Below are 23,317 nucleotides of genomic sequence, written 5' to 3' on the forward strand. Positions count from 1 at the left end.
GGATTATCCCCCCTTTGTACTCGTTTCCCATTTTCTAGCCATTTCATCCAAATCTATATCGGCAACAAATAACTCTCCTGGCTTTGGTTTATCAATTACTACCTTCTCTTTTGAAGGATTAAGCTCTTCATCCGTCACATTACTCTTACCTTTATAATCACTTACATTATTGATAATGATATTATCGGAGATACTGGATATTCGCTCACTTGGAACGCCATGAATCGCACTTGCCACTGTCTCAATAGCCGCACGCTCAGAACGCTTTCTAGATTTTTCTCTTTTGTAACTTCGCTTATCTTCCGCTTGTATCTCTTCGATAGCACGTCGAGCATAACCCAGATGTGTGTTCTCAAATTCATTAAATGTACTGTTATCTTTTCCGCTCAGAAATAAAAGCAATTGAGCGTGTATGGGGTATGACTTGTCAATATTATTCTTTAATAATCCACCATCTTTTATATAAGCTTGAACATACTTCTTATTTAGATCGTCACGAACGTAAACCACTCTCATATCCGAACCAAATCGCACCGTTACAGTCCGACTTCTACCCTCTTGTTCTAATCTTCTTCTTAAATTATTAAGTTCCTCACTGAAAAAGAAATGTCCCATTAGTTCTATGCCTCTCGGAACAATAACTCGGGTCACACTGTTAGTTGAGAATATGAGTTCTAAGTATTCCCTCTTGTAAGCTAATTTGGGGTGTACTTTCATTTCTCTAAGACCTTGTTTCCATATTTCTTCTGGAACTCCTCGGATAGCTTCTCCCCTGTTATAATTGTTGGCTACCATATCCACTATGGCAATATGAGCAATGTGATATAAGCTATTAAGACTAACAGTAGCCTTGGACTCAGCGTTATACTCCCCCTTCTCTCTAACATTGGAAAAGAGAGAGCCCACAAGGCCTTGAAAGGCCTTGTGATTAATGTTTCCTAAGGCTTGTTCTACTTTACCTTTTTGGTTCCCATGTTTGGCTGCAGCATATCGAAGACCGATTCCTAAGGCACCACAGACCTCTTCTACTTCACTAGAATCGTTAACTCTCGCATTGTCTAACAATATATTTTGGGGAATACCATAAGCGGTCCATTCATTTTGAACTTTAGGATATAACTCTTTAATATTTGTTTTAGGCAAAATGCAATGAAGAAGAAGCTGCTTCCAATCTGCTGCATTCGGCTCCTTTTTCATAATTAAGTGAAATCCCATAGGCTCATTTGTGGCTTGATCGATACCATACATGAAAACCGGGCGAAAAGATTCCTCCAAATCAAAATCGACTATGAGACAGTCCACAGGTGTCCAATCAAGCTCCATAACTTCAAGAGGACGAGTCGCTCTTTCCGGTGTTTTAGACCCAAAATGTTTTAGATTGGCGTTAGCTGTGCCCAACATTTCCTTATCTCTGTCATACGTATCGACTTGCTCCTTTTGAATCCTTCGAAATGTAGATTCTGATGGAACTTTTAACCTCTCTTGTTCATCCCTTGTATCATTAATATCTTTCAGATAACTTTTTAACACCGTATACTGATCTTTAATGGCTGTAGTCTCTGATTGGTTACCATATTTAGTGATAATTCTTGAAATTTCCGTCATTTCAATTTCAGATATTCTTCGAGAATTTGGTCCTCTCCTCTTAGGGATCAAGTCTATCTTGTACTCCCGTTTAAGCCAAAGATGAACCCATCTATAAAAAGAAGCCACTGATAGTTTTTGATTAGGTTTTAGACTATCCGGGTAGCCTTCCAAGTATTTTCTTACTTCTGATGCCTTTAGCTTTCCTACGATAAAAGGTTCTATTACCTGATATCGTTTATTCATAATGTCAATCTCTTCGGGCGCATAGTCTCGTAAATCAAACTCAATCGCATTTTCAATGCTCGTGTCCGGTTCTAAAAAGAGCCTCTTACTTGCATCTATTTCATTGTATGCCGTAAGTAATTCAGAAAGAGACAACAATTCTTTTTGATCATATTGTATGTTTAAAACTTCGAAGTCCTGATCTCTTTTCTTTAAGATCTCGTACTCCACTTCACCAATTCGAAATCGGAGACCGTAAGTCAGCGCCTTAAACATCTGGATCACCTCACTAGACCATTCGTAGAATCGAATAGTCGTTCAATTTCTCCTTTACCAAGTCTACCTTTATTTCCTGTAAGTAAATAAGGTTGTATAGGTTTGAATAAAACACCTGTTCATCAATTAGATGACAGTCCTTCCGTAGGTGGATCATAGCGCTTTCCGTCTTCTTCTGTAACTGTTCTAAAATATAATCTGAGTACTTATCATTAAAATCCTGAGTCCCTAAATGCCTTAATAATGAAAGATTCCATTGTAAATAAGATGGGTTAATCTCTATTTCCGTATAGACCTGGTACAGCCATCCTCTTTCTTCACAGTATTTTTTGCCTACTTCATATTTAATTAAGTTTTTAGGATGATTCAAAAACGCCTCTGGCTTTACTTCGACTATCACAGTCTGATTATTATTTAAAATCATTTTGAAATCTGGATAATATCTAAGCTGTTTACCACCTGTCATATAGTGGATACAGACTGGTTGATGATACAATTCTTCAACATTAGGATCGAAATCAGCCAATCGTATAAAATTACGTTCCAAAAAACTATCCCAGTGAACCATGCTACCGTTTTTAAAAAATGGTTCTTTACCACGGTATCCGTAGTGTTTTGGTTTTATCTCACGAGCTGGCTTATACGTCATATAGAAATTATCCTTTCAATGATTTATCATTGGAGATATTGCCCACTTTTAGAAACAGTACCTTTTCTATTAGCTCTGAATCTGTGAAAAAAGTCATAATTATATAGATGTGAAGCATAAATATACGAGCTATGTTATTCACATACCTAAGGTATCTCATTTCTTATATTCGAGTTCAAATCAAAAAAAAAAGCCTAATTAGGGATTTTACCCAATCAAAGCTGTTTTACTTGCTCTAGTTTGTTTTTTTAAATCGGTTTTCTTGCTTCATTAGATACTTTTTTTTCATAAAATTTCGATTATAAGCATTCTTTTGTTCCGTGATGTATTTGGTTACTTCAGGTGCTATAGATAAAAGATATGATTGCTTGATTCCCAAGTATCTATATATATCCTTTGCCAGCATCCTTTTCTCTTTAAATTGACTCACATAATCATCAATTCCGATATAAAGATTATTAATTTTGATTGTTAAACGCTTCTGTTGTTGCAGCATTTTTAGTTCTAGGTAGTGGTTATAACCTGCTTCCCAGTTTAAAAGAGTTGTAGAGGACATCCCTATCATTCTAGATATATTGGTCAGAGAAATATTAACGTCCATTTTCAATAATTTTTTTGTTGTATTTGTTAATTTACTCCACTTCAAATCATAATCGATTCTCTGTTTAGCCTTTCTTTGGGAAGATATTCTCGTCCTTAGTACGTCAATATGGTATCTGTACATCAGAAATTCATCCAGAGATCCCCAGCACCTCGAAGCTTTAATTTGATTAAATCCAGTATTACTCTCTAAGGCAACCTGAACACGATTTAACAATCGTGGATCAACATGGCCATCTAAAAAATCCAACCTTGTCCTGAAGTATGCAATTATTCTTTTACATTTTGTCAAAGGCAACTTCAGTTGGAGGACTAGATCATTGGCTGAAATACAATCTTTAATATATGGAAAGCTTCTTATAAATTCTTCCGTTTCAACTTGTTTACCAGTCTCATCAAAATAATAATTACAACCACACTCCATACAAAAAAGATAGTTTTTTCGTATTTCCCCATTCTTCAGATGTTTGAATTTAGTACCTCTTTTTTTCAAACTTCCAGCCTTTTTATAACTCCTACACCAAGGCGCAAGACATTTAGCTTTTGTTTCTTGTGGGTCGCCTGATGATAGTTGCTCAACAAAACCTGATGTTGGTTTGATTAGAAAAAACGTTGGTAGATCCACTTTGCACAAATACAAAATTTTTAATAAATATTGTAGATGCACACTTCTTTTCTGTTTGAGCGTATTACGAGCGAACTGTAACAAATATTGTAGATTTATTCCGTTACGATCACAGAACACAGTCAATGTTTGCATATCAATGGTTGAATTTCTTTCGTTTAGCACAAAAATTAACTTTTGTGCTACCTTCACAGGAGAACAATATTCCTCACCATTACTGAAAAGTACGTCCCATTGATTACTCAACCATTGTTGTTGATGAACTAGCTCCTCCAAATCAGTTACCTTCATTCCGATTCCCACATCCAAAGATGCATTACATTTTGTACAACAATTTGTGTGCTCTAGTTCTTTTAATGGAATTGGATAGCTACAGTTTAAACAACATGTCGATAAAAACGTAAGATGCTCCAAGCAGATATCAACACCAACAATTTTCCATTTTAATCGAATATAGTTCTTAGTCGCCAAGCATTGCGGACAAAAGTATAGTACATCTCTAACTAAACCTCTCATAAACCTAGAATAAACAATCTTTTTACTATGTGAAAATTTCGATTGAGCATAATAATGGGTCATCGATAATAAAGTTTGGATAGATAAATTGGTCAATTCAGAAAGCAGTTTTACATCCAAAGTAGAAGTTGGAGTATTTTCTATCAAATATAAGTCGTTGAATTGGGGTGTACCAAATCTTTTGTTTTTAACATAACCCCAAAATCCTAATAAACTAATGCCATTAATAGATGCATAACGATTCAAGAAACTTAACAAAGATTCTCCTGGATAAGGCTTTAACCGGATGAGAAACATCCTCTCTCCTCCCAAGCATCACTAATCAACTCTTCAATCCAAGCATAGGTAGAACTTCTGTCGATAGGTCACTCGCCAAAACTTTCGATCCACTGATTCCTTTGAGGTATTTCAGAGGACCATCTACCGACCATTCCATTCCTTTCATTCTCTTCACACACTTATCAATAAAGTTATAATCTAATTTCCCTTGTTGATTTGCTGCTCCAGCTGAAAAAATTTCTGCTCCTACTATAGCGAGAGCATTAAGACACACAATATGAGTTAAGCGATATTCTTTGTAATTGAGCCATTCGGAATTAAACTGCTCTTTTATGGCATTAAAATAAACTAAGCTTAGCGTCAGTTTCTTTTCTTTATTCAAAATGGAGATATGTTCAGACTTCGTAAGCAACTCAACGACTTTATATAGATTTTGAAGTGTAACGTGCCTCCCTGAGACTCTTTTTCCAGTAAGTGTTCCAATGAAATGAAACGGACTATCTCCTCTTGTTATGAGTTCTGTTGCAACCCAACTATTATCATCCGAATTTCTGTGTAGATACTTACTCAGTGATGTTCCGATCCCTTTAGCTTTGGTATTAATCGTGTCGAACAAGTGAATTTCTTCATCTTCATCAAGATAGTGAAAAGCTAAGAAAGGTACATTGATTTCAGAATTTGTGTCTTGTGTATAGCGCTTTATGCCCCCCAAACGATGCTGTCCATCCATTAATGAAGCCTGATCTTTACATAGTAACCGGCCAAATGTTGATCTTGATTTGTCATAAGGGCTAAACTCCCATTTCGATTCCGCATTCAACAAAATGGGTGTGAAGAGCGCATCTTCTCCCTTAGAGAGATACAGAGCAAAATCATTACAACGTTTGCTATCCACGGGTCTTTGATACCCTTTTCCTGACGGATGATCAAATGGTTTAACATAGGTTATTTGCAATGCAGAGGTAGCCGAAAGATTACCAAGGTAAGCTACCTTCCCACGCATTTTGTACTGCAATACATTTTCGATAACATGATGGTGTGGCATAGATGTCATTGGATATTTCTCCTCTTGGTGAATTTCACACCCTAATTTTAGAACATATAACTCCTATTTTCAATTGGTATTATGTAGTTGAATATTCTTCATTCCTTTCTCAAACTTGCCTACTCTTAAAGAGAGGTGGCATGGATGGCAAATATATATCTCCAAGTAGGGAAAAAGATCAGATTGTACCGAAAAGCAATGAAATTAACACAAGAAGAACTAGGGGAACAACTTCAAATAGACCAGTCTTATCTGGGAAGAATTGAGCGTGGGGAGATTAACATTACATTAGAAACATTAGCAAAAATATCTAAGGCTCTTCATGTAAGGCCTGTACAACTTCTTGAAGATGATAAAAATCATTCTAATGAGAAATTAAAATCGGAGACTTTAGATAAAATTGATTCAACATTATTGTCTTTATCGAACCAGGAATTACAAGTTGTACATCGATTAATCAAAGAAGCACTCGCTTTAAAAGAAATGTAGATAACATAAAAAAATAGGCAAAGCCGAAATAGAAAAAGTGCACCTTCTAGAGTTCCTCTAAAATCCCCGAAGGATCTTTAAAGTGTTTTCTGGGAGATGCACTAAGTGATTAGATTTTCCGAATTACTTAAAAGTCGTCTGAGAGACCTAATACTCTATTACATACATCACATCTTACATTAACTACAAGCCCAATCCCAGTTGGAATAAATGTATATGCATACTTTGCTCCAGTTACATCAATTGGTATACAAGAATCCCATTCCTCGATTTTTCTTAACATTTCGTCTGTAATTTCAAATTTCATAGATACCCTCCAAAGTCATAACACTATAACTCACTTTTTTCATTAACTAATGCTAAATTTAATAAATTCAAACCCAATGTAGCATTTATTTGGTTAACCTCCCCATCATATGTTCAAGAAATTCATTATAACTCCCATCTCGTACAGCATCAAAAAGATTGACAATTTTCAAAAAAACATCTCCTTTCCCGCCGATTTCCTTTGAAGTTATGCGATTCTCTTTACTTTCATTACTCATACTTATGGCTTCTATTAGCTGAAGGGTTTTCTAACCTGTAGTTATCAGGATCGAATTAGAATTCTTTTAATTCTTCGAGAGTTATTTCTCCATTTTTGTATTTTTCAAACATATCTTTGTATGAATAACCTGATTTATGACCAAAGTCAACAATATCTTTCCTAGGTTGGCCAGGTTCCCATTCATTATGTCACCAGTATTCGGGTCACGCAATTATTCAGTGACATTATAGTTGGTTCCTTAGAAACTGAGGTAAATCAAGTCTTTTCTGGTTTTCAGCCCACTTTATTAGTTAGATTAAAGTTGGTGTCCAAGAAAACATCCTCAAAACTCTAATTACATTAAAGTTTGTACTTCAAAATTACAAAACAAATGATTTCAAATCTCCCGTCTCTCTGTAGCCGGTATCTTCCCTACTGTTTTTCCGAATAGTACTTCCTATAGTCCCAATGTATTTATTCATATTGAAGCAGTCTCAACCGTTCCTTATTCGTTATAAGTTCCCATACAATTTCATTTAATACTTCATCTAATCGACAGCAAATGTTTAAGTATGTCCAATTTTCTATGCTATACTCGAATTCATCGTATTGGTAATTAATCATAAATTCTTCTCTATAACGTTTTAATAATAGTTGTATCGCTCTATAATCTCCATGAGCTATTTTATTTCTGAGTTGTCTCATTATTTGTGCGAACGTGGCTTTCTTAGCTGCTACTATTCGTGGTTCTTTAAGAAATAGGGGAAGCTTCCTTTCTAACTCTCCAACAGTTCTTCCATTCCCTGAAGGATTTATTATTAACATCTCTATTAGTGACATTACTTTAAAAACATGGTAAGCATTATACTCACGATCATGATACATTGAATTTATTATGTAATCAAAAATCCAAAATTCCTCTTCCTTCTGCAAAAAATCATCTATTAATGCACCTACCTTTACTAATGAAGATAAACACTCATTATTATAGTTTTCGAAATCCAACTGTGAGTTTAACATTGCACGAAAAAAATTCAGAATGCGAGGCTTCTCGTTAAATTCATCTGAAGAAAAAGTTGAAAATGGTATCCTGTTGTTTAATACGTCCTTCCCCTTACTTGAATATTGAATCTTATTGCAAAAATTTATGAATTTTCGTGGAAATGAAACTTCACATGTAGGACTATCCATTGTGTCATTTTTTAATTGTAAATATGAATTTTTAAAATCCAATACATCAATAACGACAAGATTTCTCGCTATTACTTCTAAATCAGAGCTATAGTCTTCTAAAGGAATATTCCATTTCGCTTTTTTGACTAACTGAGTAAGATCATAGTTGCTAAGCTGAATGTCTTTAAAGTCTTCTTTTCTCCATACCTTTAAGTTATGTTCAAGTACTATCATCTCTTCTAGCATCTCGTCCTGCAATACAATTACCCAATCACTAGGTGGATTTGATATTCCAACACCTAATTTTTTCGATATGATAGTCGGTTCAATATTTCCATAGAAATTTAAAATAATCATTAATTCACCTCCGACATCCAGTCATTCTTATTATTACATACAATTATATCTTTGAAGATGGTGAAAATATGGCGAACAGCAATTCTTCGATTTGAAATTATACCGATTAATCTAACTGGTGTAAGTTATTAATAATATAAAAACGGCCATCCAAAAAGAATAACCGTTTTTTACAAAACATCATTTTAGTCTGCCCGTTTAAAACCATAAGACTCAAGTAAGTCCCTGTCCTCTTTATTTAATACCGGAACACCCCAAACTAAAGAATATTTGGCCCTGGTGTTCGCAACATATCCTATACGTCCAGATTCGTGGTCTTTCTCGATCCACTTTTTCCAATGCCCACTCCCTAAATTCCGGAGACTAGAAACCACCATTACACTATCAAAAGATTTACCCTTAACTGAATGGATAGTGTTGACTGAAACCGGATTTATCTTATCCGCCATATTATAAACTGTTATCTCATCTTTAGCAGTTCCTTTAGGTGAGATGAGCTTAGATATTTCAGAAAAGTCTCTCTTCTCACTATCATAAATCGCTAAGTTTTGATATGCATCTTGCACTATATTCAAGAAGTTATTATTGAAACTCTTATACCACGTTGAATAATTTACACCATCAAATTTAACCAAATCAGAAACTGCAGAACATACATCCAAAAAATCTTTGATAAAGATTCTCCATCTATAAACGGAATCAATTGAACTGGGGCAGTTATAGTTCTTTTTCGTTTTTGCTCCTCCAAACCACCTATGCATATGCCTACTTGCCAGCTCTAAAGCTAATATTCGTGATTTTGGTGTATTCTCAATCCAAAGTTGTAGAGCATCTAAGATTAAATGTTTACTTTCTCTGAATTTCGTTTCTAAGTCTAGTTTCAAGTTTTTTTGTCGGACTAATATAGCCGAATTATTAAAAGGTATTTCAACTTCCTTAAGGAATTCTATATACTTTTGACTTAAAGATGCAAGGTCATTATATTCTAAATAGCAAACACTCTTTTCACCATATCTATCAACCTCTAAACCACGTATAGGCAATGTTATACCTAATAATTTATTGGATGTACTTACAATAGAATGACAACTCCTAAAATTATCAGTTAGTAAGTACTTTTCAAATACAGATACATATTGTTTGGTGGTTGCTGGATCAGCATCCTTAAATTCATATATTGATTGGTTAAGGTCCCCAACAAAATGGAGAGAAGAACCAGAACGTTGTAGTTGATCAAGAATGTTAATTTCAATCCATGAAAGATCCTGACATTCATCTACAATAATGAGAGGAAACCGTGTAGCAATGAGTGCAGCTAAATGATCACTCTTCTTTAAAACTCTGTAAGCCATATTATTCATATCCTCGAAGTTAGCGAAACCATCCTCAAAAAAAGTTTGTTTGGCTTTTCCTATTGCATTCTTTATAAATTCAAAACTTAATAGATTATTATTCCCTCTCTTTTTACGAAAGCTACGAACGAATTCTTGTACCTCAGTTAACTGGTAATACTCTTTTAATGAAAGTTTATAATTCTCCGAATAATAAATCATAATGTCGTTTATTTTATGATCGTAATAAATTTGATTAGCATATACGTCTTGCCCCGATGAATTATGGTTCAAATAAGGAATTTTATATTTTTTTAGCCAATGGGTATCATATACAACTAAACTTTTATCAATAAGTCTATATGAGGTATCACCTTCTCTATTTTTATGTTTGGAAAATTTATATCCGTAACTCTGAGCAATAAATCCGTGTATGAATCCGGAGAGGGTTCCTATATAGTGAGGATACAATGAAGTTAATTCTGAAAAGATCTTTACTCGTTCTTTGATAGTATCAGTCGCTTCATTAGTAAATGTAAGTACCGCAATACCGCTATTAGCTGAACGCCACTTTTTGATCTCATATGCAGTTTTCATTCCAACAACTTCCGTTTTACCACTGCCTGCACAAGCTTCTAAGAAGATGTTTTTATTAGCAGGAGAGAGAACATATTTTAGCTGCTGCTCTGTTTTCTCCCTCACTTTATTATCAATAAGTGAAGTAAACGAATTCAATGCCTCTTTACTCTCACTCAAAGTATGTATTATTTCTTGTTCCATTTCCTCCTTATTCATACTTCACCACCGTTGCACGCCCATATTATTGATTTCTTAATATAATCTGGAATATCCATGATTCCACTTATATTTGAATAAATATCATTAATATTTGATTTTGTATCATCAACCTTATCCAATTGCTCTCTCATTTGTAACTCCAATTGATCTGTTAATTTTTGTGCGTAGATCCCTTTCCCAACCTCATCAGCATCAATATGTTTAAAAATGAATTCAGCATCCTCTTTTAACTCATATTCATTATCGTACTCATTGTTTTTAGAAGATATGGAAATGCAACGCTGCTTTACTTTCCCTTCAGTGGGCCATAGATCACAAATAACCTTTGCCATTATATTTGTGTTACTATTTATCGCTAAATCGTATTCAAAGGTTTTTAATGGAGAAGAATATAAACGCCCCCATTTACTCTTATTAATATCATCAATTAGTTGAAGTGCACTATTTGCCCCAACAGGCAATTCACTCGGTAATGGAAATGTATCTTGAAGTTTGGTTAAAGGCTCTTTATCTTTATCTTTTATCAATTCATCTTTTTCATCATACACAGGTACTTTTAGTTTTGGTGGATCATTATCCGTAATTCCTGAACACAAAATAGGTAAATGTATTTTACCTGTGCTGTCATCACAATTCGAAAAGAACTTCATGAAATGTTTAAAGTTAATTCCATTGATATTTACCGTAGACACACCAGCTTCTTCTAGGGATGTTGGTAGTAATGGATTGAAATTATCGAGAGCTGTTTTATTATATTCAGCTAGTACTATCTTTGCTAAAGTAGGTATCAGCATAGCCTCACTAATGCCCTCTACAAGAATTATACCTTTTGAAAACAGCAGTGCAGATTTTGTTACATCTAGCCACCTGTTAATATAGTTTTTGCTTTCACCCAGATCGATTTCCTTTAACGGAATCGCTACAATTCTCTCTTCTTTTTGTGATATATGGATTAAATTATTTATGTCTATAGAAGAAGCAAGTACTGGAGAATGTGTTGTAATAACAACCTGCAGATTTTCCAAGTCTCGTGCTATACCTTCTAGATACTTTATAAATTTGACTTGAAGCTGAGGATGTAAATGAGCCTCTGGTTCCTCAATTAATAAAACAGTCATCATGTTATTGTCTTTCAATAGTTCAAGCTCTGCAAATACAGTAGCTATATATAATAAGTTATTGTATCCTAAGCTATTAATTGCAATATCCCTAAATTTATCAGAGTCATTCTGTTTGATACCTGGAAAGAACACCATCTTTATACTTTCCACAATTTTGTTAAATGATGTTTCCGCAAATTGAAGATTTATACTCTGGCCAAGCCGTTGTCCCAATGTTTCTTCAAGCTTAGTATTAATATTGATTTTCGCTTCCTCAATTTCATTATATTTATTCTCAGCATTACTTGTAATTTGAAAATTAAAATCAGTTACGTTTTTCACAAGTGAATCTTTATTGTCACCGTATTGTTTCTTTAGTAACTGGGCTAATCTCGATCTCTTTCCGTTAACTAATTTCTCCTCTGCGTCCCGAAGAGGCGGGAGGTAGATACAATCAATGCAATCAAATGTCTCGTCTTCAAAAATGCTTGATTTTGAAGCGCCACCCCAAACTTCTTTTTTGTAATATCCTTTCCTATTAGGATTCGAGTTAATCTCTAAATGTAGTTGTGCATTATTGTCGGCATCACACCAACTTAAAAATGTAACTTGTTCATTTGAACTCAAAGATTCAAGTGTAAGATCTATTCTAATTTCCGGAGCAGTGTATTGCTTGTCTAAAGATATATAGAAATCATCTTCATCAATATTCATGTATGAAAATTCGTTTTCTCGCAAAACAAGTCTAAGGGCATTAACAATAGTCGTCTTGCCCGAACCATTTTCTCCAACAAGCACATTAAGTCCTTTGTTTAGCCTTATTTCAGATATTTCCTTAGTGTTCTTATATCCCGAAATATTTAACTTAGATATATGCACTTAAGACCCACCTTTCTGTTTCAACACCAAGTTCCTATAATTAACATTATACGACAAAAAAAGAGAATCGACTTCTGTACTTGTTCTACTCCCATTAGTATTCTTTGTAGGACTCGGATATCCTTAATCAAGTCTATTAAAAAATTTATCTTTAACAATGAACATGTAATCATTCACCAATCTCCCAAAAATCACAGCTTATCTTTAAAAACAATCGTATCCCCTACAATATTAAAGTTTGCATGTGATATGAATTTCTTATCCTCCTGAGTATTGCCTCATCTTTTTTTCTCCAACAATTATTTCAATATTATATTGATCTATTTTTAGTATATCTTTATAGGACAGTTCCTCTTTTGGATATACCAATAATAAGTAAGAAGCCATTATTAAAGAACCAATATTTAAAACGGAGCAACCTTTATTCTTGTTCATAAAAGTATCAAGTAGTTCACCAACTTTTTTATCTTTATTTTCTGGCTTCATAGTTTCCTGAATCCAAAGAAAAATTTTATTCCCCTGAGGGAAAATTCCAATTGATTTCTGATTCATGCATACTGTTACCCTCACTAATACTATTTATTTTTTTCGTAGTTTTTTAAAGGAGCTTTATATAAATATCCTCAAGGTGACCAATGAGCAGCTTGTATCGCTGGTTTTTTAAACCAAATATTAGTTTAAAAAATGAAATGTAATAGGAGGAGATAAAGGTCATTGTAGCAATAATAATGAATAGAACCGAGAACAAAGTAACTATTTGCTGTGTATTGTTTATATTTTTAAAGAGACTTACAGCTGTTTGGTTCCAAACCGGTAGGGTTAGAGCGGCAAATATTCCTGGAATAAAAAATCGTCTTCCCGACGTCTCATCTGCTTTTTTTTTGAACCGATCGATCAGTAACTCTAGTTTCTTTTCAGTGTGCAAACCCTTACTCTGAAGATAAACAGCTAATTCACCATTGATGTAATTGTAGTAATCAATGCTAGATAAAGGGAATTTATTGGTCAACTTAGCATTATATTTATCTAATAAAACTTTTCCAACTCCCTTACAGTAAAAATAAGTAAAAATAAAGAATGCTATTATTCCAAAAACTATAAGAGATATAGAAATGTACCACGTACTAATAAAGAACAAGGCAATTAATTCAAACATAATAGCTACTAAAAGTCCTATTTTCATCAACCATCTTCTAGTAGGCATAAATTTATGAACTTTCTCATCCATTCCTAATTCATGTACAAAGTACTCGTAAACTTCCTCCATTAATGAAAACTCCTTTAATAATACATTCAAGCCTCAATATCAAATAAAGTAGAACTATGATCTTAGTAATTTTAGATAATTACTGTTTGTCTGTACCCTACAATTCACTCTTAAATAAATCCCATCGTCTGTAGTTATAGAATGATCAGAATATCCGACAATCTCCCCCTCATAATCAAGTTCGTCCTCCACATATATCTGAACAGATACATTGGACATAACACAATTTTGTAGTTGTTCATCAGTCGAAATTGATAGTGTCCTTTTATTGGATTTTACCATTACCATAATCATTCCTTTCAATAAATCCAGAGAATAGACCTATCAGTCTATTCTCCTTCAACTTTACTTATTTAAGTGGAAAATGTTCATAAAACTTAGAAATCGAATGTCTCTCCAACATATCACCACTACTTGGGAATGGTTCGAATACTTTCCCCAAACGCAAGCCAACAGCATATTGCTTAAGAAGACTTAAAAATTCACCCTCCGTTGTATAATTTTCAATTCGGTCGTTATATTCATCACTCAACAATGCTAATGGCGGAACCGGGCTATCTGTAAACGGAGTGAAAATATCCATTCCCCACTTCCTTACAAAATCTGTAGCGTATCCATTAACAAAGAACGGGGCAGCGTTAAAAGTTCTTCCCTTGGCAAATTGATAATTACTCTCTTTGAATACTTTATATGCATCTCGATCACCATGGATACTTGTTAGGTTTAATGAAGCTAATTCGTAAGACAGAACACTTGCTATAAAACCACCTAAAGAATGACCCGTGATATAGATATCTGTATTTGGATATTCTTCAATTACATTTGCCACGAATCCCTCGGCCTTACTTGTTTGAAAATTATCATTTTTAAAGAATATAGTTAAATCATTAATTCCATCCACGACACCGTTTTCCCAGCCATTCTCAAGTTCAGTTCCCCTGAATGCAATAACGATTTTATTTCCCTTTTTCAAGGCAACAGCTCCAAAACTAAAATCGTACCATTTACTGTCATAAGCCTTAATGATTTTCCACCCTTCCAATTCTTTATCAGGGCGAACACCACTAACTTTAAATTTATTTTCTATGGCTGCTTCTAATGGTCCACCAAACTCCCTACCTTGTATGAATTCTAAATTCACATAGCTCAAATCGCTAATCATAACATTATGGCGCTCTGTAACATTATAAATTAGAGGTTGAAGATCAACTGTATCACTCATACCATCTCCATCAGAGTCCTTTTTCGTTGGATCTGAGATCAATGTAAAATAGACAGGATCTTGATCATAATTTTTAGAAGCTAGGACTAGCTCTTCTCCATCGGGGATTCCATCCCCATCTGTATCAGCATTATAAGGATCTAATCCGTACAAGTTGCCATCATTATCTGGGTATAATCTATACAGTATTTTTCCATTACTTAGGCGTACACCATTAATTTCAAAATAATCAGGGATTCCATCTTTATCACTGTCCAATGCCAATGAGGCATCAATCGTTTCGTCCGCTACATGGTCATATGCCAAGTCAATTGATTCTGCAGTTGTAGCATGGAAATACGAACCGCCTGTCTCTGATGCAATTCGTTTAAGCATTACCTCATCAATAGAATCGCCTAGACCAATTGTATAAACAGCGATTTTTTCACTCTTTGCCTTTTGTAACGCATCATCAATAAGATCATTATCCTCAGTTCCTTGCCCATCGGTTAACAGAACAATAAACTTATCATGATTGTCTTCTCCATTTTGCTCTAGCTCTATTAATGCAGAATCTAAAGCAGAGTAAATGTTAGTGCCTCCATACCCACTTACCTTATACACAGCATCTTGTACTGACTGCTTGTCAGAGGTCAAAGCAATTCTTTGAACAGAATCATCAGCGAATTGATAAATCGCTGCTCTATCATTCTCTTCCAACTTACTTACAAAATTACTAACTGCTTGCAATCTCATCTTCTTTGGATCATTCCAAGCCATACTTCCAGAAGTGTCAATACTAAACACGACATCAACTTTACGTTCACGCCCCGTTGAAGGGTCTTTTTTAGGTAATCTAATTTCCTTTGCCCAAGCTGCATCCCAGGCCTTACCGTTTAACAAAATATAAGTGCTAAAATGAGGAACAATCGCTGTTACTGAATGGGTACTCGGATCATACGTTTGATTCTCTACTTTTTCCAAGAGCTGCTTCTCTTTATTGTAGTAAAATATTTCCGGACGGAAATCATCTGACTCCAAGCTCGGATTATACTCAAATGTGATAGCGGCAGTAGCAAATTTAACATCTGTCGTGAACTCAAAAGGCGCACCAATATACCCAGGAATATCCTTATCAATAAAGGCGTCCATTCCATACACATTTGTAATTACTGTAGAAGTTGCTTCTTTGGCATCAGAAGTAATTTTTACTGAAGGGATAACATTTGAGTCACGCTCAAATGAGGTTATCTCAGTTTTATATACAACAGATTCGTCTCCATCCTTAATACCATTACCGTTTGTGTCGGGATTGAGAGGGCCCATTTTAAATTTTTCCTCAATAGAATCCTTTAACCCATCGTGATCCGAATCAGCCTCTAGTGGATTAGTACCTTTCTTTAACTCGTAGGCATCATCCCAACCGTCGAAATCAGTATCCTTGTTACCAGGATTAGTTCCAAGTTTCACCTCTTCCGCGTTCGTTAAGCCATCTTTGTCGCTATCCTCATCACCATCATTCACACCATTTCCATCGGTATCAATTTTTAATGGATTAGTGCCGATTAGGTTTACTTCTTGACCATCAGTTAGACCGTCCCCATCTGTATCTGGTTTGAGTTTATCTGTGCCTATCATTTCTTCTTTATAGTCGGACAAACCATCCTTATCAGAATCCAGTTTCGTATCAATTTTATTTCTCTTTGATTTTTTATCTGTATCCGTATTACTTGTAGTACTGCCACCCGTTTGAGTACTTTCATTCTGTCTAATATCTGTACTACTTTCTGAATTAATAGAAGGAATCGTTACAGTTTTATTGGAAGCCTCAAATTTAATAGCCTTATCTAGTAAGGTTACCGCCTCTGCGCGTGTTAACTGATTCTTGGGCATCAGCGTCTTATCAGGGTAACCTTGCAGTATGGAGTGTTTTAAGACACCGGAAAAGCTAGTATTAGCCCATTCAGCTACAGTATTTGAATCCTTATATTCTTTCAAAAGATTTAAATCATCTACTTTCAGGTTCAACTTGTTCGCTAGTATAACTGCAGCTTCTTGACGTGTCAGAGTCTTATTCGGTTGAAACGTGTTGTTGGGATATCCTTTAATAAATCCCTCATCAACAGCCTTCAACACATCTTTGTAATACCAATTGCTTTCCTCCACATCGCTAAACTTGCTTTTCTTTTCCGATACATCATAAGTATTTTGGCCATCAAACCCCTTATGTAGTATGGTTATAAACTCTGCCCTTGTAACTTGACGATCAGGATATACCTTGCCATTTTCGTATCCTTTTAAAATCCCTTTGGCTAGCCACTCGCTCATTAATGAACCTGCCCAGTGATTCTCTAATTCTTTTCCACTGGTTGCAGCCTGTGCAAATCCTGGTTGTGCTAGAATTAGTAGCAAGGAAAAAATCAACATACCTACTTTCTTCATATTCCACTCTCCCCAATTGATCAATAATACCTATTTAACTACACCTCAATTCTAGGAAATGAGACAAAAGTAATAATACCATTTACCTAATGAAAAATTTGTCGTTTTATGTCGGTATATTTGTTTTTTTCAAAGAAAGATAATAGATTTAAAATTGAACGATTATAAAAATGCTCCATTCAAAAATCACATAGACAAAACCCAACTGGATCAGCTAAAAAAGCGGCGGTCAAGACAGAATCACTTCTGTTTCAACCGCCGCTTTTATTTGAATCAACATACAGATCAATTATTTATATTATAAATGTGCTTAAAAACTCTTCGTAATTCAACTATTTTCCTGGTTAGATTGTCCACAAAAAATCTCTGATTATCCTCTACAATTAGTTGTAAATCGCTCCCTACTGGGAATTATAAATCGCAAGAATAGCTGGTTCAAACCCAACAACTGTATTAAAATCGCATACTGTCATATTCTAGGGTTATTAATAAATTCGTCATTATCTATATCAAAAAAAATCTCCATCCGTTATTCACTTCATTAACAGAATCTTCTCTAAGTATCCACTTTAAATGACCTTTATTATCCAATATATTTTTTGAGACAATGCACCCACCAGCTCCTTCTATATACTTAGGATTCTTCCCTTTTAACATTCACTTCCATCATTTCTAAATTTTTTAATAAGGTAAATTCTTAGCAAAATCGATAGGGGTCAGACCCCAATCATCCTTTATAGTTAATACTAAGATCATGCGGTTGATTCATAACCCAGATGATATCAAAATCTTCTATTAGACAGTTCTCAAATTCACGATCAATTTCCCCGTACAACTCTATTTTGCTGTCTACCTGAATCACGTCTCCGAAAACCTTCTGGTTCTTCATGGTCAGGCTGTTCACCAAGCAAATGCTTGGTTCCCATCCCAAATCTATAAAACCGTTAAGAATAAATGCTTGGTCCAGACTCTTATTGTGCTCTCATGCTCTAATTTCTCCTCTTTTTTTATCCTTAATCTAGGAACGATAACTGCAACTGACAAGACCATAATCAGGGCACACAAAATCAAGTAGAAAGCCTTAATTTTTCTCATCCTTGAACAGCGTGATAGCAAAGCTGCACTAAGACAAAAAAGGTGCCCCAAAGCACCTATGTCTGCTCTATTACACAGACTCAGCAACGCCAAATGCAACTAAACCCTGCGCAGTATGTTATACTGCCGTCAGCATCACTTGACCGTCGAGAGCAGAGCCTGGAACGTAATCCATACTGATCTTTCTATTAAGGATAATCTATATGAAGCGAGTTATGAAATCCAGCTTTTGGTTAAGGTATGACACTACCGCAAATTTCGGCTCCTGCCCGCATAAGCATAAGTTCAATCGTTATTTTGAAATTGCCGTATAATATGGTCAGCTGTTCGGATCGATAGAGCGATGGTAGTTAACGTCGGATTAGCCGCAGACATGGAAGGCAGCATGCTGTTGTCCGCAACAAACAATCCCGAAACACCAAAAATTTCACCATAAGGGTTGGCCGCTGCGGTAGAAGAATCTTGACCAATACGGCATGTTCCGACGTAGTGCCGCTCCCTTCCTGGTACATGTCTGCATATTTCAGAGGTTAAGGATACCCCAGTGGCATTAACAACATTCTTTACCCCTGCAATAGTTTGACGAATAACTCGTTGATCAGTTTCACTATAGGAAAAATGCACCCGAATCTTTGGAACACCATATTCATCTTTCCTATCAGGATCCAGAGTCAAATAATTATCAAAATGAGATTCGAGTTTGCAATAGGCATGAAAATTGATCGGAATCTCCTTCAATACAGGCTGCATATCATACTTATACAAATAATATTTGTCATTTCTCCTAATATCAACTTGAAATGGAGTGCCTTCTTCCTCAGGAACTACTATACTAAGTGCCCCCAGTACCTCAGGAAAAACTCCCCGACTCACTGTTCCTTGTGCAATCACAGCCCCGTGATCAGTAAGGTAATGGCCAATCGCCCTTCCTGTTACACCTGAATGAAGCAAAATACGCGGGGTTTCCAATGTACTTGCCGATAAGACTACTTTTTTGGCTCTGATACGGTGTGACTTTTTGTCCTGTGAAACGACTTCAATCCCGACAATGCGTCCATGGTCGGTAAGCACCTTCACTGCACGGGTATTTACTGACAGATCAACGGGTCTACGATTCATGGCATATGCGAAAAATATTATCGAGCTAAAAAATACGTTGGAGTTTATCACACCATATTGCGTTGGCTCTAAATTTAAGGACATAGGTCTGTGCGTTGCCTTATAATAACCATGTTGACGAAGCCTTCCTAACATAATTTCCGAAATAGGAGATCCTTTGGATATATTCGTGTTCACATTCATGATTGCTTCTGCTGCTGAATAGTAATAATTCATCTCTTGCAAAGAAATAGGCCAACGTAATAATTCTGAATTTGCCATTCGTGGAGTTAGATTTGACCAAAATAATGTTGCACCACCAAAAACAATTTTACTCATTGCTCCCGGAAGTTCCGGAAGCTCTTCGCCATAAAAACCGAACTTATTGGTGACTAGCGAAGAGTTCTGCTGATAGTTAATTGTAGGCAGATTCATGGCATGTGTAGGCAGAAAAAGATCTCCTGCCTCAACAACGCCAATCTTTTTCCCGTTGTTTCCCCATTGATCTGCTAGCCTCCAAAGTACCGCGCCTCCTCCGGCACCACTTCCTACAATCAACACATCGTATTCAATCTCTACCATTTTTTCCAAGGGGGTAATTTGAATCCACTGATTCAACTCAGGATTTACAATCGGCAAGGAACAATAGGAAGCATCCAATGGTTCGTCAGAAGACGTATTCTTTGGACCGCATTCCATGAACTGCTGGGATCGTTCTGCTGTTCCAAGAATATTCAAATTGCCTAAGCTTACTTTTGCACTCTCCAAAGAACGAGGACTGCCGTTTTGTTCTCTGTTCATACCACGGTTCAGGAACTCCATTGTTCCAACACACCTCCCGAGAAATTCATGGCGCCTGTTAAGCAATATTATTTTACGTTATGTATATTCAATGACAGGGTAATCAAATTCGGATTCATTGGACCTATTCGAAAGTATCCACTTGAGGTGGTATTCTTTTACACTTCCAATTGTACTGTACATTTTGGTAATTTATAACTTTTTTTCGCAGTCAATCCGCATCTTGACCCTTCCATTTCCGCTAATTGGCCTACCCGCATACCGATTCGTAGTGACAATAAATTTCAAATGAATTATTGCAAATTCATTCGGTTAGAATACTTGTGGAAACAACCAATTCGATCCTGTCGAATTGAGAACCCTTCAAAGTTAAGATTCTGCAAATACCGCGATAACCGGTACTTTAGCGGTAGACCGCGGCATTCCACTGAGATGATGGGTGACTTTTCCGTACCATTGCAGTAGAAAAACGACGTGAAAATAACAATTATTGGGAGCGAACAATGAATAAAACAGTTGAAGTGATCATGCATCCCCCATTTAACCCAATACACAGTGGGCTATATAACCCGGATGAATTATATAAGAACTTTGATCCCCATAACACGCTCAGCGTGTCAGTGACCCCGGATTTTCAAAACCTTATATATTTCCATCAAAAAGGACTCACCGCCGTCTCGGACCCTTACGCCGCTATGATGGAAGCCTTGCATGACGCTTCAGTCGGGCTTGGACTGAGGTCATTTTTGGCCAACGAGATGCGATCCGGGAGACGTCCTGTTTCCATTATGGGGGGGCACAAGGAGCCGCGCGGCAGCGAGACATACTGCAAGGTTGCACACATTGCCCAGAAGCTTTCTGAATCCGGCTTTATCGTCGTTAGCGGCGGCGGACCTGGTTGTATGGAAGCAACGCATCTGGGGGCGCTTTATGCCGGACGCTCCGCAGATCAGCTTACTTCCGCCATCAACAGATTGCATGAAGCATATGCCGATTTTCCGGTAGACATGCAGTACATCCTCGTACACAAAGAAAATATGTGGACTATCAATGAAGATCTAATGAGCAAACTCCACGCATGGATGCTCCCTGCTTGGGAGATTGCCCAGGAGCTTAAGAACCAACTCACCCCCATCAATAACAGTTTGGCTGTACCAACCTGGCATTATGGACACGAACCGTTCACACCGCTTGCAACCCACGTAGCAAAGTACTTTCTCAACAGTACACGGGAAGACGTCCTTCTATCATTGGCATCTTGCGGTATTGTTTTTTCCGAGGGGAGGGCGGGTACGATTCAAGAGGTGTTCCAGGATGCTGCGCAAATTTTTTACCGCGGCAAGAAAGACAACGTCCCCAACCCGATTACATCAATGTTATTTCTGGATCGTAATTTCTGGGAGGTCCCTGATGTCCCCGATGGAAAAGTACACGTTCCCGTGATGGACTTGCTTAAACAGCTCTTCGTTGTTTCAAAAAACATGACCGAGGAGCAATTCAAACGCTATATCCGTCTTGTTGATGATACTGATGAAGTGGTGAAGATCATTATTGAAAATGCGCCGTCCGCTGACCAGGTTGTGCATAAGCTCTCCAGGTTTGGCATCAAAGATATCAACCTGTAGTTCATGGCTGATTATATACCATAAGGATGAGGAGGAATCTGGTTGAGGCTAGCTTCTTACAATGTCGAAAATCTCTTTGAACGGGCCAAGATACTAAATCAGACCGAATGGGGAATTGGAGCTGATCCGGATCATAGGCTCTTCTCCGGCCAAAAAGTATTGGAAGAGGTTGCAAAACTTAATGCGCTTGTAGCTCAGCAGATCTACAGTCCATCCGATAAAGTTGAGATTGCGCGCTTAATGGAGGCACTTGGACTCAAAGAAAGAGATGAGTCAGATTTTGTTATCCTGCGCAGGAATCGGGGAAAACTTGTTTCCAGAAAGTATGGTGCCTTAAAGGTCGTGGCGAACGGCCGCGATGATTGGATTGGATGGTTTGAGTTAACGACGGAAGCGATAAACGAGCACGCTACGCAGAACACTGCGAGGGTAATCCGAAACATTGACGCCCAAATCATGGTGGTGGTAGAGGCTGAGAATAGGCCCTCACTTGTAATGTTTAACGAACAGATACTTTATCCCATTGCCAACTGGCTTTATGATCATGCGCTCTTGATCGATGGGAATGACAGCCGCGGTATCGATGTCGGACTTTTTACACGGGCACCGTATGCAGTGGATTTTATGCGAAGCCATGTTGATGATAGGGTGGATGGTAAGCTAGTGTTTAACCGTGATTGCGCAGAATACCACATTCCGCTGCCGGAAAATCGAAGCCTGGTCATTTTGGCTAACCATTTCAAGAGCAAAGCAAATGACGATAAAGCACTTAGAAAGAAGCAGGCGAAGCGGGTCCGCGAAATTTATGAGCATCTGCGTGCTTCGAATATAGATCTGATTGCCGTGATGGGGGATCTTAACGATACTCCGGATAGTGACCCTCTTGCCCCACTTCTACAGGACGGTTCCGATCTTAAAGACGCCAGTGAGATCGAAGGTTTTGATTTTGCCGGCAGACCTGGCACTTGGGGAGACGGTGACGCCAAGGACAAAATTGACTATATTCTGATGTCGCCTGCGCTATTCCGGCTCGCCCGGGGCGGAGGCATCTACCGTGAGGGCGTTTGGGGCGGGAAGGACGGAACTCTGTTTCCTCATCTTCCTGAAATTACGAACGCAGCGCAGGCTGCATCTGACCATGCAGCAATCTACGTAGATCTGGACATTTAGATTAAAGAGCGTTGAACGAGCGTAAACATATGACTGAGCTGCGGCTTCAACATATGCAAGCAGAGAAACAATTCTCTCACTATGATCTCCAAACTCAGAAGCATTTTTTCTCGGTAAGGAGAAGCCAGCAGCTAATAAGGCACTGCCCCCTGTAAATGAGACTGGG

The 23,317-nt window shown here is 36.9% G+C and carries 19 protein-coding genes; 3 read left to right on the forward strand and 16 right to left on the reverse strand.

Features of this window, described 5'->3' with window-relative positions; all coding sequences use genetic code 11:
• Positions 1–3 precede the first annotated feature (3 nt).
• The 4 genes from LCF57_RS05580 to LCF57_RS05595 form a co-directional block, all read right to left on the reverse strand.
• Complete coding sequence (locus LCF57_RS05580; protein ID WP_225999812.1) at positions 4–2,085, reverse strand: hypothetical protein; 2,082 nt, start codon at positions 2,083–2,085, stop codon at positions 4–6.
• A 13-nt stretch (positions 2,086–2,098) separates the two neighbouring features.
• Positions 2,099–2,734, reverse strand: coding sequence for a TnsA endonuclease N-terminal domain-containing protein (locus LCF57_RS05585; RefSeq protein WP_225999813.1), 636 nt, complete (start codon positions 2,732–2,734; stop codon positions 2,099–2,101).
• A gap of 235 nt (positions 2,735–2,969) precedes the next feature.
• The gene (locus tag LCF57_RS05590; protein ID WP_225999814.1) at positions 2,970–4,772 is read right to left on the reverse strand and encodes a TniQ family protein; all 1,803 of its coding nucleotides are present in this window, start codon (positions 4,770–4,772) and stop codon (positions 2,970–2,972) included.
• 25 nt (positions 4,773–4,797) lie between these two features.
• Complete coding sequence (locus LCF57_RS05595; RefSeq protein ID WP_225999815.1) at positions 4,798–5,808, reverse strand: DGQHR domain-containing protein; 1,011 nt, start codon at positions 5,806–5,808, stop codon at positions 4,798–4,800.
• Between the two features lie 135 nt (positions 5,809–5,943).
• Between LCF57_RS05595 and LCF57_RS05600 the strand changes: the two genes are divergently transcribed.
• Positions 5,944–6,288, forward strand: coding sequence for a helix-turn-helix domain-containing protein (locus tag LCF57_RS05600; protein WP_225999816.1), 345 nt, complete (start codon positions 5,944–5,946; stop codon positions 6,286–6,288).
• A 127-nt stretch (positions 6,289–6,415) separates the two neighbouring features.
• Here LCF57_RS05600 and LCF57_RS05605 read toward each other — a convergent pair whose 3' ends face one another.
• The 12 genes from LCF57_RS05605 to LCF57_RS05660 all read right to left on the reverse strand — a co-directional run bounded on the left by LCF57_RS05605 (position 6,416) and on the right by LCF57_RS05660 (position 20,356).
• Positions 6,416–6,595 carry a hypothetical protein gene (locus LCF57_RS05605; RefSeq protein ID WP_225999817.1) on the reverse strand — a complete coding sequence of 60 codons (180 nt, stop codon included), beginning with the start codon at positions 6,593–6,595 and terminating at the stop codon, positions 6,416–6,418.
• 85 nt (positions 6,596–6,680) lie between these two features.
• On the reverse strand, positions 6,681–6,833 hold the full coding sequence (locus LCF57_RS05610) for a hypothetical protein (RefSeq protein ID WP_225999818.1): 153 nt from the start codon (positions 6,831–6,833) through the stop codon (positions 6,681–6,683).
• A gap of 55 nt (positions 6,834–6,888) precedes the next feature.
• The gene (locus tag LCF57_RS28105; RefSeq protein WP_373459287.1) at positions 6,889–6,945 is read right to left on the reverse strand and encodes a hypothetical protein; all 57 of its coding nucleotides are present in this window, start codon (positions 6,943–6,945) and stop codon (positions 6,889–6,891) included.
• Between the two features lie 343 nt (positions 6,946–7,288).
• Positions 7,289–8,344, reverse strand: a complete 1,056-nt coding sequence (locus LCF57_RS05620) for a hypothetical protein (protein WP_225999819.1) — start codon at positions 8,342–8,344, stop codon at positions 7,289–7,291.
• 185 nt (positions 8,345–8,529) lie between these two features.
• Positions 8,530–10,470: a UvrD-helicase domain-containing protein gene (locus LCF57_RS05625; protein WP_225999820.1), complete on the reverse strand. Its 1,941-nt coding sequence runs from the start codon at positions 10,468–10,470 to the stop codon at positions 8,530–8,532.
• Positions 10,467–12,452, reverse strand: a complete 1,986-nt coding sequence (locus LCF57_RS05630; protein WP_225999821.1) for an ATP-dependent nuclease — start codon at positions 12,450–12,452, stop codon at positions 10,467–10,469. The genes LCF57_RS05625 and LCF57_RS05630 overlap by 4 nt, the downstream gene beginning before the upstream one ends.
• Before the next feature lie 258 nt (positions 12,453–12,710).
• Positions 12,711–13,004, reverse strand: coding sequence for a hypothetical protein (locus LCF57_RS05635; RefSeq protein WP_225999822.1), 294 nt, complete (start codon positions 13,002–13,004; stop codon positions 12,711–12,713).
• A gap of 46 nt (positions 13,005–13,050) precedes the next feature.
• Positions 13,051–13,719 (reverse strand): hypothetical protein, encoded by a 669-nt coding sequence (locus tag LCF57_RS05640; protein WP_225999823.1) that lies wholly within the window; start codon positions 13,717–13,719, stop codon positions 13,051–13,053.
• Positions 13,720–14,068: 349 nt separating this feature from the next.
• The gene (locus LCF57_RS05645) at positions 14,069–17,362 is read right to left on the reverse strand and encodes an S-layer homology domain-containing protein (RefSeq protein WP_225999824.1); all 3,294 of its coding nucleotides are present in this window, start codon (positions 17,360–17,362) and stop codon (positions 14,069–14,071) included.
• A gap of 504 nt (positions 17,363–17,866) precedes the next feature.
• A complete protein-coding gene (locus tag LCF57_RS05650; RefSeq protein ID WP_225999825.1) occupies positions 17,867–18,019 on the reverse strand; it encodes a DUF2185 domain-containing protein in 153 nt (50 codons plus the stop codon).
• A 70-nt stretch (positions 18,020–18,089) separates the two neighbouring features.
• Positions 18,090–18,293 (reverse strand): hypothetical protein, encoded by a 204-nt coding sequence (locus LCF57_RS05655; RefSeq protein WP_225999826.1) that lies wholly within the window; start codon positions 18,291–18,293, stop codon positions 18,090–18,092.
• 449 nt (positions 18,294–18,742) lie between these two features.
• Positions 18,743–20,356 (reverse strand): GMC oxidoreductase, encoded by a 1,614-nt coding sequence (locus tag LCF57_RS05660; RefSeq protein WP_225999827.1) that lies wholly within the window; start codon positions 20,354–20,356, stop codon positions 18,743–18,745.
• 503 nt (positions 20,357–20,859) lie between these two features.
• On the opposite strand from LCF57_RS05660, the gene LCF57_RS05665 reads away from it, so the two are divergent.
• Positions 20,860–21,981 (forward strand): hypothetical protein, encoded by a 1,122-nt coding sequence (locus LCF57_RS05665; RefSeq protein WP_225999828.1) that lies wholly within the window; start codon positions 20,860–20,862, stop codon positions 21,979–21,981.
• 42 nt (positions 21,982–22,023) lie between these two features.
• A complete protein-coding gene (locus LCF57_RS05670) occupies positions 22,024–23,151 on the forward strand; it encodes an endonuclease/exonuclease/phosphatase family protein (protein WP_039275284.1) in 1,128 nt (375 codons plus the stop codon).
• The last annotated feature ends 166 nt before the right edge of the window (positions 23,152–23,317 follow it).

The organism is Paenibacillus sp. BJ-4 (genome assembly GCF_020404765.1).
Lineage (GTDB): Bacteria > Bacillota > Bacilli > Paenibacillales > Paenibacillaceae > Paenibacillus.